The sequence below is a fragment of the Citrobacter sp. S46_ASV_140 genome (assembly GCF_018919545.1).
In the GTDB taxonomy this organism is placed as follows: Bacteria; Pseudomonadota; Gammaproteobacteria; order Enterobacterales; family Enterobacteriaceae; genus Citrobacter; species Citrobacter braakii.
In genome coordinates, this window is sequence record NZ_JAHLRC010000044.1 from 15,929 (window position 1) to 33,628 (window position 17,700).

A 17,700-nucleotide genomic window follows, 5' to 3' on the forward strand; every position below is an offset into this window, starting at 1 on the left:
GCGCCTTGCCCGGCCTGCATATCTCAACTGCGCTACTGCACGCTGATCCGTAACGCCGCAGCTGTGGCAAACGGGCTTAGCGTGGCGCTGCCGACCAGCAACGCGCCCAGAATCGCCATGTACCCTTCAACCGGTAAGTGCATGGAAGCCGCATCCATCGCCGCGGTCGCAAAAATCAGTAAGGGTATGGTGAGCGGGAGTACCAGCACGCTTAACAGCACGCCGCCGCGCTTTAAGCCCACCGTCAACCCCACGCCCGGCGCGCCGAGGAAGCCCAGCGTCGGCGTCCCGAGTAACAAGGTCAGCGCCATAATTTTCCAGCCGTACATATCCATGCCCAGCAGCAACGCCACCAGCGGCGAGAGGATCAGCAGCGGCAGGCCGGTCACGACCCAGTGCGCCATCACTTTCGCCAGCACCACTGCCGGCAGCGGCAACGGCAGCAGCATCAGTTGCTCAAGGCTGCCGTCCTGCAGATCATCACGAAACAGGCGCTCCAGCGCCAGCAACGACGCCAGCAGCGCCGCAACCCAGATGATGCCCGGTGCAATACGTGCCAGCAGTTGCGGCTCCGGCCCAATGCTCAGCGGGAACAGCGTAATAACAATCAGGAAGAACCATAAAGGATTGGCGATTTCCGCACTATGACGAAACGCAACTCGTAGTTCTAAACGGAAGATTCGCCACATCATTGCGTTGCCCTCTCGCTGGTCAGCGCAATACGTCGCACTTTATCGGTCTCTACATTGAGCGGTTGGTGGGTGGTGAGAATAACAATACCGCCCTGCTCCGTATGCTGCGCCATACGCTGAGTCAGTCGCTCAACGCCGTTCACATCAATGGCGGTAAAGGGTTCGTCGAGGATCCACAGCCGGGCGCGGGTCAGCCACAAACGGGCCAGCGCCACGCGGCGCTGTTGTCCGGCGGAGAGTTGATTCACCGGGATGTCTTCATATCCGGCAAGCCCCGCCTGCGCCAGCGCAGCCAGACACTGTGCGATGTCGCCGTCATGGTGAAAGAAACGCAGGTTTTCCAACGCCGAAAGCCGGGTTTTTATCCCCGGCTGATGTCCGATCCACAGCAGTTGTTGATGGTAGCTGTCCCGCACGTGATGCAGCGGTTGCTCTTGCCAGCAAACCTCCCCTGCGTCGGGACGCGCCAGCCCGGTAAGTAACCGCAGCAAAGTGGTTTTCCCTGCGCCGTTGCTGCCGGTAATTTGTACCCATTCCCCTGCGTTGACGCGAAATGACAAATCGCTGAACAGTATTCTGTCATCCCGCTCGCAAAGTAATTCTCTGGCTTCAAGCATACCTGGTTATCTACATCCTGTTAAAATCCCGGTTTGACTTCGCGCATATCAGGCAGTTTGTGCGCTATCCCTTTATGACAGTCAATACAGGTTTGCCCGTCTTTCACGGCCTGGTCGTGCATTTTGGCCGCAACGCCTTTCTGGGCGGTTAAATCCATAAACTCGAAGTTGTGACAGTTTCGACACTCTTGCGAATTGTTATCTTTCATACGCCGCCACTCATTTTGCGCCATCGTTAAACGATGGTCTTCAAATTTCTGCGGTGTATCTATCAGCCCCAGTGCTTTCGCGTACAGCTCTTTACTGGCCTTGATCTTACGAATCATTTTCGGACCCCACTCATGTGGGACGTGGCAATCAGGGCAAGTCGCTCGCACACCACTACGGTTGTTGTAGTGTACGGTTTCCATGTATTCCTGGTACACCGTATTGCGCATTTCGTGACAGCTAATGCAGAACTCTTCTGTATTGGCCTTTTCCATACCGGTATTAAAGCCGCCCCAGAAAATAATGCCGCCCACAAAGCCGATTAACAACAGCGTGCCGAGCGCCAGACGGCTGGGGCGACGCCACCATTGCCAGACGCGCTTAATCCAGCCTGGTTTACGGTTAGAATTTTCCATAATGACCTCTTATTTCCCGTAACCTTTCGAGGGGGTGAAGGTATTTTCAACAATCGGCGCGGCGTCAGCCTGCGGCACGTGACATTGCAGGCAGAAATAACGACGCGGCGCGACTTCAGCCAATACCTTACCGTCGCTGTCCATAAAGTGCGTCGGACTGATGCGCGGCGCACCGGTGGTGCGATAGCTTTCCACACCGTGACATTGCAGGCAGCGGTTAGTGTTAGTCGTCACCTGATACCCTTCAACGCTGTGCGGAACCATCGGCGGCTGATTCACATAGTTCAGCGGCATACGCACTTGCTCTTTCGGCATGCGAATCGCCCCTTCTTGTGTCCCTGAGACTTCCGGTGACTGACTCAGATCCACTCCGTTTGCAGCCCAAACGGCCCCACTGACTACCAGGGCCAGCGCAGCCGTCCATTGACTCAGCGCTTTAATCAGGTCATGGCTTTTCATGATTTCGCTCCCGAACTCCATCGTGTTGTTATTGTAAAAACATCCTCAGAACAGACATCCACACAGCGACCGCAGGCCATGCAATCGCGGCTGGTTACCTGCACCGGACTTTGCTCATCCAGCACCGGCGCACGTAGCACATGCGGTTCCGGGCAAACATGAAAACAATCCATACAGCGGTTACATCTGTTACGTTCTTTTGCCGAAACGGTTAATGCACCTTTACTCCCCACCACGCTATACAGCGCACCCAGTGGGCAAAGATGCCCGCACCAGCCATGCTCAACGACCAGTAGATCAAATAAAAACAGCGCGAGGATCAGCAGCGCCCCGCTGCCAAATCCCATGACCAGGCTCCGTCCGAGCAGAGAGACTGGGTTTATCCACTCCCACAGCAGCGTACCGGTCACGGCGGAACCGACCAGGATAACCACCAGCAGGACGTACCGTATATGGCGCGGCAGGGTTGCAGACTGATTCAGGTCAAACCTTCTGCGCAACCAACTGGCTAAATCGGTGACAGGGTTCATGGGACAAACCCAACTGCAAAACAGTCGCTTACCCGCCAGGGCATACAGCACCGTGATGATGACCGCCCCCATTAACGCAACCGTCGCCGGCAGGTGTCCGCTGGCCAGGCTTTGCAGGGTAATCAGCGGATCGGTGAACGGGATGGAGTCCAGCAACAGGCTGCTACTGTAATTGCCATGCAGGATCCAGACACCAAGCCACGGGCCGCTAAGGAACATCGCCAGTATCAGAAACTGGCTCAGACGACGCAGCACCAGCCAGCGATGACTCTTCCACCATCCTTTTTTTACCTGCGCTTCACGCCCGGCGTCACGTTTACGATTTGCCATTGTTCCCCTCCAGCCAACCGAAGCGGTAATGGTGTCCTAACTCCCCTTTCGCCAGCGACAGGGGCAGCACTTTTATTGCTGGCTGCTCCAGGACGCAGACTTTTTCGCATTTCCCGCAGCCGGTACAGGCGTCGCTGTGTACGGTCGGAATAAACCGCGCATGCTTGCCGGTACGCATGTTGCGGTCCAGCTCCAGGGTGATAGCCTCATCGATTTTCGGGCATTCGCGATAGCAAACGTCGCAGCGTAATCCCTGATAGTTGAGGCAGTTTTCGTGATCAAGCAGTACCGCCAGCCCCATGCGTGAATCGTCAATAGATTCAATGTCCCTGTCCAACGCACCGCTGGGGCAAACTTTGGCGCACGGAATGTCTTCACACATTTCGCAGGGAATATCACGCGCGACAAAATACGGCGTACCGGCAGCCAGCCCTGAGGCCAGCGTCGCCAGCTTCAGCGTGTCATACGGGCAGGCCTGAACGCACTGACCACAGCGCACGCAGGCACTGGCGAATGCCTCCTCGCTCATTGCGCCTGGCGGGCGTAGCCGCACGCCGGTTGCACGTGCGGTTTGCTGTTGCAACCCCAGCGCCACGCCAACGACGGCCAGTCCGCCCGCTGCGCGAACCATATCGCGCAGAAAGCGGCGGCGGCCATTTTGGGGTTTTGCTGACCGGGACATAACGCGTTACACCTTCGCCAGTTTCACAGCGCACTTCTTGAAATCCGTCTCTTTGGAGAGCGGATCCGTCGCATCCAGCGTCAGGTTGTTCACCAGCTGTGCGGCGTCGAAGAACGGCATGTAGACCAGCCCCTGCGGTGGACGGTTACGCCCGCGCGTTTCAACTATCGAGATAACTTCACCACGACGGGAAACCACTTTGACTTTGTCGCCACGGCGCAGATCGCGTGCTTTTGCATCCAGCGGATGGATAAACAGCACAGCTTCCGGGAAAGCACGGTGCAGCTCAGGTACGCGACGCGTCATGCTGCCGGTATGCCAGTGCTCCAGCACACGTCCGGTAGACAGCCACAGGTCGTACTCTTTATCCGGCGCTTCTGCGGCAGGTTCAAATGGCAGCGCGAAGATGACCGCTTTGCCGTCCGGCTTACCGTAGAACTTGTAGCTTTCACCCGCTTTCACGTAAGGGTCGTTGCCTTCGCTGTAGCGCCACTGGGTCTCTTTGCCCTCAACGACCGGCCAGCGTAAACCGCGCGCTTTGTGGTAATCGTCAAATGGCGCAAGGTCATGCCCGTGACCACGACCAAACCAGGCGTACTCTTCGAACAACCCTTTTTGCAGATAGAAGCCCAGCTCGCGGGATTCATCGTTCAACTGATCTTCAGCCAGTTCAGCCACCGGGAATTTCGTCACTGCAGGCGTGGCAAACAGTACGTCATACAGCGTTTTGCCGCGCAGTTCCGGTTTCTGTGCCAACAGCGCTTCCGGCCACACTTCTTCTGTTTTGAAGCGACGAGAGAACTGCACCAGTTGCCACAGATCCGATTTCGATTCACCCGGCGCTTTAATCTGCTGACGCCAGAACTGTGTACGGCGTTCCGCGTTACCGTAAGCACCTTCTTTCTCTACCCACATCGCGGTCGGCAGGATCAGGTCGGCCGACAGAGCACTGACCGTCGGGTACGGATCGGAGACGATGATGAAGTTGCGCGGATCGCGCCAGCCCGGCATACGCTCTTCGTTGATGTTCGGACCGGCCTGCATGTTGTTGGTACACATCGCCCAGTAGACATTGAGCTTGCCATCTTTCAGCGCACGGTCTTGTGCCACGGCATGCAGACCGATTTTTGCCGGAATGGTCCCCGCCGGAATATTCCAGTGCTTCTCGCAGATATCGCGGTGTTTTTCGTTCGTAACCACCATGTCCGCAGGCAGACGGTGGGAGAACGTACCGACTTCACGCGCGGTACCGCAGGCGGAAGGCTGACCGGTCAAAGAGAACGGACCGCAGCCTGGCTGGGAGATTTTACCGGTCAACAGGTGCAGGTTATAGACCAGGTTGTTGGCCCACACGCCGCGGGTATGCTGGTTGAAGCCCATCGTCCAGTAGGAGATGACTTTTTTCTTCGGATCGGCATACAGCTGCGCCAGCTGTTCCAGCTGATCTTTCGGTACGCCGGTCATTTCGGCGGTTTTATCCAGCGTGTACTCGGCAACAAAGGCTTTGTAATCCTCAAAGCTCATCGGCTCAGAGGCATCGGATCCCGGGTTTTTCGCCGCTTTTTCCAGCGGATGGGTTGGACGCAGACCGTAGCCAATGTCCGTCACGCCTTTACGCAGATTAACGTGCTTGCTAAAGAAATCCTGGTTGATCGCATTGTTTTGAATGATGTAGTTAGCGATGTAGTTGAGGATCACCAGATCGGTTTGCGGCGTGAAGACCATGCCGTTATCCGCCAGCTCAAAGCTGCGGTGCTGGAAGGTGGAGAGCACCGCGACATTAACATTGGGATCGGACAGACGACGGTTGGTGATGCGCGACCACAGGATCGGGTGCATCTCCGCCATATTCGCGCCCCACAGGACGAAAGCATCTGCATGCTCGATATCGTCATAGCAGCCCATCGGTTCATCCATACCGAAGGTACGCATAAAGCCGACTACCGCTGACGCCATGCAGTGACGCGCGTTCGGGTCGATGTTATTCGAACGGAAACCCGCTTTAAACAATTTGGCAGCGGCATAACCTTCCCAAATCGTCCACTGACCCGAGCCGAACATACCGATAGACTCCGGGCCTTTCTCTTTCAGGGACGTTTTGAATTTCTCTTCCATCACGTCAAAGGCCTGGTCCCAGCTAATCGGGGTGAACTCGCCTTCTTTGTGATACTTACCGTCCTTCATGCGCAGCATCGGCTGCGTTAAACGGTCTTTTCCGTACATGATTTTCGGCAGGAAGTAACCTTTGATGCAGTTAAGCCCACGGTTAACCGGCGCATCCGGATCGCCCTGGCATGCCACAACACGCCCTTGCTGCGTCCCGACCAATACGCCACAGCCCGTCCCGCAAAAACGGCACGGGGCTTTGTCCCATTTGATGGCTTCTTGCTGACCGACTACCGCACGGGCTACGCCCGGCACGCTTAACCCGGCAGCCGCCGCAGCGGCCGCAACGGCGTTAGCTTTCATAAAGCTACGACGACTGAGTTTCATGGTGTTTCCTCACCTTGCTCATCCTGCTGGTGATAAACCAGCGACACCGCCAGCACGCCCGCAACGTTGCGCACTGACTCAATAGTTTTCATTAACGTTTCGCTGTGCTCAGCTTCCACCACCACGATCAGTTGACCGCTTTCCACATCGCTGAGTGCAACTTCGCAACCTGGGAATGAACGCAACTGCGTGGCGATATCATTGATATGCTGACTTTTGGCCTGAACGACCAGGCTGCAGACCTGCCAGTTATTGTCCATGGTTGTACTCCGCGTTAATGGCTGATACCGGGCAGATAGCGACACATGCGCCACATCCGTTACAGTCCTGATTGTCAAGCTGCGGCTGATAAATGCCGGACAGCGTGGGACGAAAGGTTATAGCCATGGGTTCACAGCTATCCTGACAGCGATGACATTCAACAGACTGATGTGCGAGACAGTTTTCCCCAATCGTAAAATTCAGATCCCATGCCCTGGTGTGGCGCGGAAGAAAAAGGGATTCAGAACAGGCCTCTGCGCAGGCATAGCAAAAGCTACACTCGCCGTGTTTGAAATTTACGCTAGGGTAACCGCCCTGGCCTCGCTGCAAGATGTCGGTTTCACACGCCTGGATGCAGGCGTCACAACGAAGGCAATGGGCCAGAAAGTGAGAGTCTTCCTTGCTCCAGGGCGGACGGATCCCTGAGTTGGCGTTTCGCCAACTGCCTGTCAACATGCCTCGACGGGATAAATCAACCATGACATTGTCCTTCCATAATGACGCCCTCCGCTGGTGGGTTGAACGCCATAAAAAACTGCACTATTTATGAGTAGTTATTTTTAGTCGTAAGATATTTCAGGATGTGTTAGAGGTGCATACCCCAATCGGGGTAAATGCTGTTGCCGGATCAAAGGAGTGTTGAGTTGGCGGGAAAAAATGCGCTTTTGCTCACATTTCAATGAGTTATATAACACTGTATATAACGAACCTCTCAAAAAGAGAATGATTTTATAATTAAGATTATTCTTAGAATATATCGCTAATCTGAAAGCAGACCTCTACCAAATACACTTAAATTATAAGTAAATCCAGATTAATCGATTATGTAAATATGTTAACCTGCCCCAGACTCGTTCATAAGACAGAAGAAAGGAAACACTGTGAACAATAAGATGAAAACAATTGTCCCTGCCGTACTTTTCGCCGCCTTTGCCAGCGCCTCTGCATGGGCTGCCAGTAACGATGCCGGCGCTCAGCCGCTGGAAAAAGTCGCCCCTTATCCTAAGGCGGAAAAGGGTATGAAGCGCCAGGTTATTCAGCTTACCCCTGAGAAAGATGAATCTACTCTGAAAGTAGAACTGCTGATCGGACAAACGCTGGAAGTTGACTGCAACCAACACCGCCTGGGCGGAGAACTGGACAGCAAAACGCTGGAAGGTTGGGGATATGACTACTATGTCTTCGACAAAGTGACGTCTCCGGTTTCAACCATGATGGCCTGCCCTGACGGTAAGAAAGAGAAGAAATTTATTACCGCGTATCTGGGTGATGACGGCATGCTGCGCTACAACAGCAAGTTACCGATTGTGGTCTATACGCCGGAGAACGTGGAAGTGAAATACCGTATCTGGAAAGCGGAAGAGAAGATTCAGGACGCAGTCGCGCGATAAGTAAGAATGTGCCGGAGGGCGGCGTACCGCCTTATCCGGCATTTTATTTACAGTGCGATATCCGCTACAGTTTTCTGCTCAGGCTGCGGTTGCGCCTGAGGTTTCAGCTGAGGTTTCGGCGCTTCATCAGCAGCCTGCGGCTTGTCATATTTCAGCCCCAGAACATCACTGGTGTATTGCAGCTCTTGTTCCGTAGCTTCAACGTTACCGTTCAGCTTGGTACCATAAGACGGAATAATGGTTTTCAGTTTCGCCTGCCACTCAGGGCTGGCCACTTTATCTTTAAACACTTTTTCCATCAGATGCAGCATAATCGGCGCCGCGGTTGATGCACCCGGAGAAGCGCCCAGCAGCGCGGCAATGGTGCCCTCTTTATCGCTGACGACTTCGGTACCCAGACGCAGCACACCGCCCTTCTCCGCATCACTTTTAATGATCTGCACACGCTGGCCCGCCTGCCATAAACGCCAGTCTTCTTTTTTCGCCTGCGGATAGTACTCTTGCAGCGCGGCAAAACGGTCGTCATCGCTGAGCATCACCTGGCTTACCAGATATTTCACCAGATCGAAGTTATCCAGACCCACGTTGACCATCGGCATAAAGTTCGAGGTGGTGGTCGAGCTGAGCAGATCCCACAATGAACCGTTTTTCAGGAACTTGGTGGAGAATGTCGCGAATGGCCCAAACAGCACGACGCGCTTGCCATCAAGGATACGGGTATCGATGTGCGGCACGGACATCGGCGGCGCGCCAACGGAGGCCTGACCGTACACTTTCGCCAGGTGGCGATTCACCACGTCCGGATTATCCGCAACCAGGAACTGCCCGCCAACCGGGAATCCGGCATAACCTTTCGCTTCCGGAATGTCGGTTTCCTGCAACAGCTTCAGCGCAGCGCCACCGGCACCGATAAAGACAAACTTCGCCTTGATATCGTGTTCCGCTTCGTTATTTTTCAGATCGGCGACCGTGACGGTCCAGCTATTGTCGGCATTGCGTTTAAAGCCACGCACTTCGGTACTCAGCTGCAGCGCAAAGTTGGGCTTTTTCTGCAACGAGGCAATCAGCTGGCGCGTGATTTCGCCGTAGTTTACGTCAGTACCAATCTCGGTACGCGTTGCCGCGACTTTCTGCTTCGGATCGCGGCCTTCCATGACCAGCGGCGCCCACTCTTTAATCTGCGCGTGATCTTCGGAATAACGCATGCCACGGAATAACGTGCTCTGCTGCAGTGCGGTGTAACGGGCACGCAGGAAGTTCACGTTCTCGTCACCCCAGACAAAACTCATGTGCGGAACGGTGGTGATAAATGAGCGTGGTTCATGCATTACGCCATTATTGACCTGATAGGCCCAAAACTGGCGGGAGATCTGGAAGGCTTCGTTGATTTCGACTGCCTTTTCAATGCTGATGCTACCGTCGGCCTTTTTAGGCGTGTAGTTCAGCTCCATCAGTGCGGAGTGGCCTGTTCCGGCGTTATTCCAGCCGTTTGAGCTTTCCTGCGCTACACCATCCAGTCGCTCAACCATGGTCATTGACCATTGCGGTTCCAGCTCCTGTAAATAGGTTCCCAACGTGGCGCTCATGATGCCGCCGCCAATCAACAGTACATCCGTTTCCTGCTCTTCCGCCGCTTTCGCTTTTGCCGCCATCGAGACAACATTCAGCCCAACGGCCATGGTGAAGAGCATGGCAGTCACTTTTTTCATAATGTTAATGCCTTACTTTTAGTATCGCTTTTTGCTTTTAATGCAGGTGAAAATCGAGCGGCATCAACGGTAACACTTAAGTAAAAATATTTAAATATTGTTTATAAATTATATTTAATTTTTAAAAATGTTATTAATAAGTTGATAGTTTATACGGTTATTGACAATCATTTCTGGAAACCGATCCGTCAGACAGGTACTATGCTGCGCTTTGCTATTCACCGCACGGATGCCTGTCGGTCTGCTGTATCGGGCCATTTTTGACCTAAGAGTAACGATGTCTGCAACTCAACCCACCTCTGTCGCAGTAGCGGAGCACGCGACGCGCGCAGTGCTGCGCCAACCCCGTTTACTGGTTCGCGAAACGCTGGCCGGTGTGGTAACCGCCCTGGCGCTGATCCCGGAAGTGATCTCTTTTTCCGTTATCGCCGGCGTCGATCCTAAAGTCAGCCTGATAGCCTCAGTCGTACTGTGCCTGGCAATGTCATTTTTAGGTGGCCGTCCGGCAATGGTTACCGCAGCGGCAGGATCGGTCGCGCTGGTGATTGGCCCGATGGTGCATCAACACGGCGTCCAGTACATCCTGCCTGCGGTGGTGCTGGCCGGGATTATTCAGATCCTGTTTGGCGTATTGGGGATGGCGCGTCTGATGCGATTCATTCCTACAGCCGTCATGACCGGTTTTGTGAACGCGCTGGGTATTTTGATTTTCTTTGCCCAGGTCCCGCATTTCTGGGGTAAAAGCCAGCTAATCTGGGGGCTGTTTGTCCTGACCCTGTTGATTGTGCTGTGGGTTCCGCGGTTTATTAAAGCGATCCCCGCGCCGCTTATCGCCATCGTGCTGCTGACGGTGTTCACTGTCACCAGCGGACAACTATTACCGACCGTCGGTGACGAAGGTTCAATGCGCGGCGGCCTGCCGGGATTCACGCAGTTATTGGTACCACTCAACCTGCAAACGCTGGCGATTATCTGGCCCTGCGCGCTGAGCATCGCTTTTGTCGGATTAATGGAGTCGCTGTTAACCGCCCGTCTGGTGGATGACCTGACGGTTACGCCGTCGAATAAGAATCGCGAGAGTGCCGGGCTGGGGATAGCCAATATTCTGGCCGGTTTTTATGGCGGCATCGCCGGGTGTGCGATGATTGGTCAAACCATCGTTAACGTCGAGATGGGCAAAGGACGCAGCCGCGTCTCGACGGTCGCCGCCGGGCTGGTGCTGTTGTTGCTGGTCACCGCGTTAAGCGAAGTAATGGCGAAAATCCCCATGTCGGTGCTGGCAGGAATTATGGTGATTGTGGCGGTGAAAACCTTCAATTGGCACAGCATCCAGCCCGCTACGCTGCGGCAACTCCCCGTTACTGAAACGCTGGTGATGCTGATGACCGTCGCGGCAACGGTGTCAACCGGCAACCTGGCGCTTGGCGTGGTTGCCGGGGTGATGACGATGCTCATTCTGCCGCGTATCGTCAGAGGCAAACGTGCGGCTACATCAGAAACAGCGTTGCCAGACCGAGAAAAATAAAGAAACCTCCGGTATCGGTGATTGCCGTAATCATGACGCTCGAGCCGACCGCCGGGTCGCGCCCGAGCTTCACCATCGTCATCGGAATAATAACGCCCATCAACGCCGCCATCAGCAAATTGAGCATCATCGCCAGGGTCATCACGCCGCCGAGCGCCATGTCATCGTACAGCCACCAGGTAATGCCGCCCATAATTCCGCCCCACACGAGGCCATTAATCAACGCCACGCCCATTTCGCGTAGGATCAAAAACGTCAGGTTTCCCGGCTGAATATTTTGTAACGCCAGCGCGCGAACAATCATGGTGATGGTTTGATTCCCGGTGTTGCCGCCGATCCCCGCCACAATCGGCATCAGCGAGGCCAGCGCGACCAGTTGCGAAATTGTATGTTCAAAGCCGTCGATCACTCGCGAAGCGATAAAGGCGGTACAAAGGTTAACGGCCAACCACGCCCAGCGGGTTTTTACCGCTTTCGTGACGGGGGCAAACACATCCTCTCCGGCGCTTAAGCCGCCCATTCGACGCAGATCGGTATCGGTTTCTTCATAGACCACATCGACGATCTCATCGATGGTTAAACGGCCCATCAGTTTACCTGAAGAGTCAACGACCGCGGCACTGACCAGGTCGTCACGTTCAAAGGTTCGCGCGGCGTGTTCGGCGATATCTTCCGGAGAAAAGGTGAGCGGATCATCTTCCATCACCTCGCTGACTTTTCGCTGCACATCATTGAGCAGAATACAGGTGAGCGTCAGTTCCCCGACCAGCACTTTATTGCGGTCGGTCACGAAGAGTTTATCGGTGTTCTCCGGCATTTTTCCCAGCCGCCGCAGGTAGCGTTGTACCACTTCCAGCGTCACGTCCGGACGCACGGTGATAACTTCGAACTCCATAATCGCACCGACGCGATTCTTCTCGTAGTGCAGCACCTGGCGAACGCGCGCCCGCTCCTCGGCCGGTAACGTCGCCAGCAGTCGACCCGTGAGGTTACGAGGGAGGTGCTGAACCAGATAAATCTGTTCGTCGATATCAAGGTATTGCAACGCATCCAGCAGCTCACGGTCGCTCATCTCATCGATCAGGTCGTCCCAGACGTTTTCTGACGCCTCAAGCAGGACGTTACCGCGCTTTTCACTTTCGACCAGTCGCCACAGGGCGTGACGCTCTTCAGAAGGTAATGCTTCGAGGGTATCCGCCAGATCGGGCGGCGGCAGGTGGGCGACCAGCGCCCCTACCTCAGCAATATCGTCGGCTAACGTGCCGACGTCATATTGCTCAGCCAGGGTAAGCTTGCCCAATAGCGTTGAAACAACGGCTTTATCAGTGGTCAGCAGCCAGATAAGACGCGCACGCTCTTCATCACGCAGTCTGGCGCTGTTTTTGTTTGTTACAGGCATTAATCATAAATCCATGATATGAAATATCATTAATCATGATGCCGATTTATGTAAATAACAATAAACAGTGCCGCCGGGTGGATAAAAAACCGGCGGCATGTGGGATCACGCAGTGCGGGCCACCGCGTCACGCGAGGCGGCATCACGCTCATCGCCCAGCAGTTCACTCAACTGTCCGTTACGCATTTCCAGCAGACGATCGGCGTGAATAAAATAGTGATCGTCATGGCTAATGGCGAAGATAGTTTTACCCATTTCTTGCATCAGCGGTAACAGAACCTGATAGAACTCACGACGGAAATGGGGATCCTGATCGGCAGCCCATTCATCCAGCAGAATGATGTCGCGCTCCTCCGCCAGAGCCAGCAGCAGCGCCACGCGTTTCTTCTGTCCTTTCGACAGCTTCAGATTGAGGATGCGGCCATCGTTCATCTCCAGCTTGTGACCCATCTTCAGATGTTCCAGCCACTTCGCTACCAGCTGCGGATTGGCTTCTTTACCTTCCGGCCCCAGCAGTTTGTCGAACAGCCAGACGTCGGTAAACACGGCGGAGAACAGCTTGCGATAATCTTCCGGCTTTTCAACGGCCACGGCCTTACCATCAAGCAAAATTTCACCTGACTGCGGCTGGTATAGCCCGGTCAGTAACATCGCCAGCGTAGATTTCCCGCTGCCGTTGCCGCCAATCAGGAAGATCAGTTCACCGCGATGAATCGTCAGATTTACCGGCCCTACGGAAAAGGCATTATCCTGATAGTGGAAAACCACGTTACGCAGTTCCAGCGTTTGCCAGTTTGGAAAAGCGGTTGGCCGCGGGAATTCGGCCTTAAAAGGTGCCAGTGCGAATTTATTCAGCTTGTTGAAAGCCACCTGCGCAGTGAGCAGGGTTGGTAGCGCGCCAACGGCAGAGAGCAGCGGTGTACGCAGGAATAACAGCGTCAGTGAGTAAGTCGCCGCCACGGCGGTATCCGCCCAGCCCAGACTATTCGCCATCCAGAACACCAGGCCAATGGCGCCCAGCATCATAATGTTTGACCAGTTGACCGCGCTCAGGTGGAAGGTATCGGCGCGAATAATATGGTGACGGTACTCTTTGGCATCCGGGACGTACATCTGATTAAAGATATGCTCGGCGCGCTCGCGGTTGAGCGTCAGCTCTTTGCGCCCTTCCAGCACCGTCTGATAATCGTTGTACAACTTGTCTTCGGTTTCGCGCAGGGTAGCCATGTGCTTATACACCCGCGCCACCAGCACAAATCCCCCCCAGATGGTGATTGCCAACCAGATTGCCGTCACCAGCAGCATTTTGGTCGACAGCATCGCCAGATACGCCGCCGATCCGATGGTCAGGATAATCCCCTGCACCAGCTCAGGCAGACGAACAAAAGCGATGGTGATGTTGCGAATATCGCTGGTTAAACCGGCCAGCAACGAGGCGCTGCCAAGCTGTTCAATACGCTCGACGTGGGTATCCAGAATACGTTTGATAAATTCGCTACGCAGACGGTAGACAAAGTGGTGGCCGAGCGTGGTCAACGCCAGCTGAGAGCCGAGAGTAACAACCATCAATAGCAGCAACAGGCCAAGAAACTCCGGCAGCACCATCAGCGTGGTGTCGACCGTTTCAATCAGACGCTGGTTGATAAACGCAATCAGCCCAATCCCCAACGCAGCGCTGGCGAGGCTGAGCGCCATGACGCTGATAAATGGCCAGCGATACTGCCGCCAGACAAGAAGTAAAAGTTCCATGCGAACAACCCGGACAAGTAATAACAGCCCGCAGTTTAAACATCTCTTCGCTGACAGCAATAATAATTCTTATTTTTATTCCTTTTTACCCGCCTGACGAAACGTCAGATTGTAGCGACAGTCTCCGGTCAACGGATGATACCCCGTCTTAAGCGGCTGGATCCCATGATAAAACAGCCGCGAAGTACCGCCCCACACCACCACATCGCCATGTTCCAGCAGCAAACGCTTTAAGGGGTCATTACGGCGCAAGCCGCCAAATTGAAAGATGGCCGGCAATCCTAGCGACACCGAGACAATCGGCGCCCGCAGGTCGGGCTCGTCTTTATCCTGATGTAAGGACAGTTTTGCCCCAGGCGTGTAGCGGTTAATCAGACAGGCATCGGGTTGAAAATCAGCATAGCCCGCCGCCGTCGCTGCCTGTTGGCACAGGTCAGCGAATGCATCCGGCAGCGGCGGCCAGTGCGCGCCGGTTAGCGGATCAAAAGGAGAATAAAGGTAACCATGTTGATCCGTCGTCCAACCCAGACGACCGCAGTTGGTCATTGCCACCGACATCGTGTAGCCGCCGGGCGTCACCATCTGGCGAAACGGCGACTGTCTGGCGATAGCCGCTATCGCCTGCAGCAGAGACGGTGCGCAGTCAAAAGCGAAGCGTCGCAGAATAACCGCGCCTGACGCCAGCGGCTCCTGCCAGGGTTTCGCATCCGCAAAGAGATCGAGCATTATGTTTCCTCACCAGTCGTTTCACGTTGCAGTAACTGTGCTTTGCGCGCAATGCCCCACCGGTAGCCCGAAAGCGCGCCATCGCCGCGGATCACCCGGTGACACGGGATGACGATTGCCAGTTTATTCGCCCCACAGGCGCTGGCCACCGCACGCACCGCCTTCGGTTTGCCAATGGCGCTGGCCAGTTGCTGGTAGCTCATCGTTTCGCCGCACGGAATTGCGCGCAACGCCTGCCACACCTGCTGCTGAAATGCGGTTCCCCGGATATCCAGCGGCAGCGATAACGGCGCGTCACGCGCATTGATTGCGGCGATCACTTCGCGCACGCGCTGCTGAAAATCGGTATCTGCTGGCACATCCTGAGCGGCGGGAAACAACCCATGCAGATCCGCAACCAACGTAGCGTCATCATCACCAAGTAAGATCGCGCAGATACCACGTTCGCTTTCCGCCACCAGACAGCGACCCAGAGTGCAATCTGCCAGGGTATAGCGTACAGAAACGTTGTCGCCACCTTTACGAAATTGCTTTGCGGTCATGCCTAACGTCTGATCCGCTTTTCGGTAGTAGCTGCTGCTGTCGGGAAATCCGGCGTTGAGAATTGCCTGCGTTACCGGAACGCCTTTCGCCAGCGCATCGCGCAGACGGCGGGCGCGCCAGGACTGCTGCCACGCTTTGGGGGTCATGCCCGTTGTGGCTTTGAACAGGCGATGTAAGTGATACGGGCTCATCGCCACCTGCTGCGCCAGCTCGTCCAGCGTGAGGGGAGATTCCTGCTCCAGTAACTGGCAGGCGTGGGCTATTTTCTCCAGCCGATGCTGGTGGGCGCTGTCTTTTTCCGGCTGACAACGTTTACAGGGACGAAAACCGGCGGCCAGCGCCTGCCGGGCATCGGCAAAGAAACTGACATTTTTGCGCAGCGCATGTTTCGCCCGACAGGACGGACGGCAGAAAATGCCGGTGGTCTGCACGGCGAAAACAAACTGACCGTCAGCGTCGGCGTCACGATCCACAACGGACTGCCAGCGGTCATCATCAGTTATGTGTAAACGATTTTTCATTATGGACTCCTTTGTTAAGCATAGCGCTTAGCCTCAGTGTGTCCCCATAGCCGGATACGAAAACCCGCAATCTTGCTTTTTAATTTTTTTCGCTGAGCAGGAAGCTTTTAAACTGCGGCGACATCCAGGTTTTAAACCCCTCGCCCTCTTTTATAATCATATAGACCGCGAGTCCTTCACGACGCACCACCTCTTTGGCCTTTTCCGGACCGAGAACCATCAAACCGGTATCCCAACCGTCAGCCTCCAGCGCCGTTGGTGCGATTACCGTTACAGATACCAGGTTGTGTTCAATCGGACGACCAGTTTGCGGATCAATAACATGGGAAAGGCGCTTACCGTCCAGCTCATAATAGTTACGGTAGCTGCCGGAGGTGCTAATGCCATGCCCGTTAATGTCGACGATCGCCTGCACCGCGTTTTCGCGATCGGTCGGTTTCTGAATCGCGACTCGCCACGAAAGCCCGTCTGCATTCATACCGCGGCTGTTCAATGCTCCACCAACGGATACCAGATAACGGGCGATCCCTTCCTGCTCCATTAATCGTGCCAGATGATCGGCGGCATAACCTTCGCCAACGGTCGAGAGATCCACGTACAGCTCGGGCAAATCTTTTTGCAGGTAGTTCCGATGCGCCTCATTAACAACCTTCAGATGTGAAAGCCCGGTTTGCGCTTTTGCGGCGTCAATTTGCGCCTGCGTAGGAATATGCACCGGTTGCTGATCCGGGCCAAAGCCCCACAGATTGACCAACGGACCCACGGTAATATCCATGGCCCCACCGGTTTTTGCGCCAATGCGTAGCGCCGAAGTCACGATATCGGCCATAGCATCATTAACCGGCCATGGCGACAGGCTTTTCGACAGGTTGAAGCGCATTAACGCAGAATCATTTTTATAGGTAGAGAGAAGCTGATCGTCGGCATCCAGCTGAGCCTGGATCTTCGCCTGCAGTTCCCCGGCGCGTTTGGCATCTACGCCCACCGCACTAACCCGCCAGAAAGTGCCCATGGTTTTACCTTCCAGAACGGTGGCAGGTTGTGTGGTCTGGGCAGGTTTCGGGGCTTCATCGCACCCGACAAAAAAGATCGTCACAGCCAGTAGTGCTGCGCGATAGAAATTCACTTCCATACGTAATTATCCTCATGCGAACGGGCGCAAGAGTACACCAAAAATCGTTGTTTGTACGACGAAAAAACGGCATTAAAAAAGGCCCCGCAGGGCCTTTTAACGACATGAGCGCAGATTAGAACTGGTAAACCAGACCCAGCGCTACGATATCATCGGTAGAGATGCGAGCATCACGGGTGAACTGGTTATCATCCAGCAGGTTGATTTTGTAATCAACATAGGTAGACATGTTTTTGTTGAAGTAGTAGGTCGCGCCAACATCAACATATTTCAGGATATCCTGGTCGCCGTAACCATTGTTCAGGTCTTTACCTTTGG

The 17,700-nt window shown here is 54.8% G+C and carries 18 protein-coding genes; 2 read left to right on the forward strand and 16 right to left on the reverse strand.

Going from position 1 to position 17,700, the window contains the following annotated elements:
- Positions 1–32 precede the first annotated feature (32 nt).
- From ccmB to napF, 9 genes are read right to left on the reverse strand one after another with little or no spacing between them, the layout of a single operon-like run.
- Positions 33–692, reverse strand: a complete 660-nt coding sequence (gene ccmB / locus KQJ19_RS13000; protein WP_003027542.1) for a heme exporter protein CcmB — start codon at positions 690–692, stop codon at positions 33–35.
- Positions 689–1,309 carry a cytochrome c biogenesis heme-transporting ATPase CcmA gene (gene ccmA, locus KQJ19_RS13005; RefSeq protein ID WP_043017002.1) on the reverse strand — a complete coding sequence of 207 codons (621 nt, stop codon included), beginning with the start codon at positions 1,307–1,309 and terminating at the stop codon, positions 689–691. Before ccmA ends, ccmB begins: the two co-directional genes overlap by 4 nt.
- A 20-nt stretch (positions 1,310–1,329) precedes the next feature.
- The gene (gene napC, locus KQJ19_RS13010) at positions 1,330–1,932 is read right to left on the reverse strand and encodes a cytochrome c-type protein NapC (RefSeq protein ID WP_003027548.1); all 603 of its coding nucleotides are present in this window, start codon (positions 1,930–1,932) and stop codon (positions 1,330–1,332) included.
- Between the two features lie 9 nt (positions 1,933–1,941).
- Positions 1,942–2,391: a nitrate reductase cytochrome c-type subunit gene (gene napB / locus KQJ19_RS13015; protein ID WP_016153772.1), complete on the reverse strand. Its 450-nt coding sequence runs from the start codon at positions 2,389–2,391 to the stop codon at positions 1,942–1,944.
- Complete coding sequence (gene napH, locus KQJ19_RS13020; RefSeq protein WP_103766561.1) at positions 2,388–3,251, reverse strand: quinol dehydrogenase ferredoxin subunit NapH; 864 nt, start codon at positions 3,249–3,251, stop codon at positions 2,388–2,390. Before napH ends, napB begins: the two co-directional genes overlap by 4 nt.
- On the reverse strand, positions 3,238–3,933 hold the full coding sequence (napG, locus tag KQJ19_RS13025) for a ferredoxin-type protein NapG (protein WP_103766562.1): 696 nt from the start codon (positions 3,931–3,933) through the stop codon (positions 3,238–3,240). The genes napH and napG overlap by 14 nt, the downstream gene beginning before the upstream one ends.
- Positions 3,934–3,939: 6 nt before the next feature.
- Complete coding sequence (gene napA, locus KQJ19_RS13030; protein ID WP_016153775.1) at positions 3,940–6,426, reverse strand: nitrate reductase catalytic subunit NapA; 2,487 nt, start codon at positions 6,424–6,426, stop codon at positions 3,940–3,942.
- Positions 6,423–6,686 carry a chaperone NapD gene (napD, locus tag KQJ19_RS13035; protein WP_016153776.1) on the reverse strand — a complete coding sequence of 88 codons (264 nt, stop codon included), beginning with the start codon at positions 6,684–6,686 and terminating at the stop codon, positions 6,423–6,425. Before napD ends, napA begins: the two co-directional genes overlap by 4 nt.
- Positions 6,676–7,167, reverse strand: a complete 492-nt coding sequence (gene napF / locus KQJ19_RS13040) for a ferredoxin-type protein NapF (protein ID WP_016157008.1) — start codon at positions 7,165–7,167, stop codon at positions 6,676–6,678. Before napF ends, napD begins: the two co-directional genes overlap by 11 nt.
- Before the next feature lie 413 nt (positions 7,168–7,580).
- On the opposite strand from napF, the gene eco reads away from it, so the two are divergent.
- Complete coding sequence (eco, locus tag KQJ19_RS13045; RefSeq protein ID WP_029139607.1) at positions 7,581–8,078, forward strand: serine protease inhibitor ecotin; 498 nt, start codon at positions 7,581–7,583, stop codon at positions 8,076–8,078.
- Between the two features lie 47 nt (positions 8,079–8,125).
- Here eco and mqo read toward each other — a convergent pair whose 3' ends face one another.
- On the reverse strand, positions 8,126–9,787 hold the full coding sequence (mqo, locus tag KQJ19_RS13050; RefSeq protein WP_047500935.1) for a malate dehydrogenase (quinone): 1,662 nt from the start codon (positions 9,785–9,787) through the stop codon (positions 8,126–8,128).
- 277 nt (positions 9,788–10,064) lie between these two features.
- Here mqo and KQJ19_RS13055 point away from each other — a divergent pair, with 277 nt between their 5' ends.
- Positions 10,065–11,312 carry a SulP family inorganic anion transporter gene (locus KQJ19_RS13055; RefSeq protein ID WP_216403732.1) on the forward strand — a complete coding sequence of 416 codons (1,248 nt, stop codon included), beginning with the start codon at positions 10,065–10,067 and terminating at the stop codon, positions 11,310–11,312.
- Here the strand turns inward: KQJ19_RS13055 and mgtE are convergent.
- The 6 genes from mgtE to KQJ19_RS13085 form a co-directional block, all read right to left on the reverse strand.
- A complete protein-coding gene (gene mgtE / locus KQJ19_RS13060) occupies positions 11,275–12,711 on the reverse strand; it encodes a magnesium transporter (RefSeq protein WP_016153782.1) in 1,437 nt (478 codons plus the stop codon). The genes KQJ19_RS13055 and mgtE overlap by 38 nt on opposite strands.
- A gap of 105 nt (positions 12,712–12,816) precedes the next feature.
- Positions 12,817–14,460, reverse strand: a complete 1,644-nt coding sequence (locus tag KQJ19_RS13065; RefSeq protein WP_216403733.1) for a multidrug ABC transporter permease/ATP-binding protein — start codon at positions 14,458–14,460, stop codon at positions 12,817–12,819.
- A 75-nt stretch (positions 14,461–14,535) separates the two neighbouring features.
- Positions 14,536–15,186, reverse strand: coding sequence for a DNA oxidative demethylase AlkB (gene alkB / locus KQJ19_RS13070; protein ID WP_016153784.1), 651 nt, complete (start codon positions 15,184–15,186; stop codon positions 14,536–14,538).
- Positions 15,186–16,250 (reverse strand): bifunctional DNA-binding transcriptional regulator/O6-methylguanine-DNA methyltransferase Ada, encoded by a 1,065-nt coding sequence (gene ada / locus KQJ19_RS13075; protein ID WP_216403734.1) that lies wholly within the window; start codon positions 16,248–16,250, stop codon positions 15,186–15,188. The genes alkB and ada overlap by 1 nt, the downstream gene beginning before the upstream one ends.
- Before the next feature lie 79 nt (positions 16,251–16,329).
- Positions 16,330–17,382 carry an FAD:protein FMN transferase ApbE gene (gene apbE, locus KQJ19_RS13080; RefSeq protein ID WP_016153786.1) on the reverse strand — a complete coding sequence of 351 codons (1,053 nt, stop codon included), beginning with the start codon at positions 17,380–17,382 and terminating at the stop codon, positions 16,330–16,332.
- 115 nt (positions 17,383–17,497) lie between these two features.
- A partial coding sequence (locus KQJ19_RS13085) for a porin (RefSeq protein ID WP_216403735.1) occupies positions 17,498–17,700 on the reverse strand: 203 nt, incomplete at its 5' end.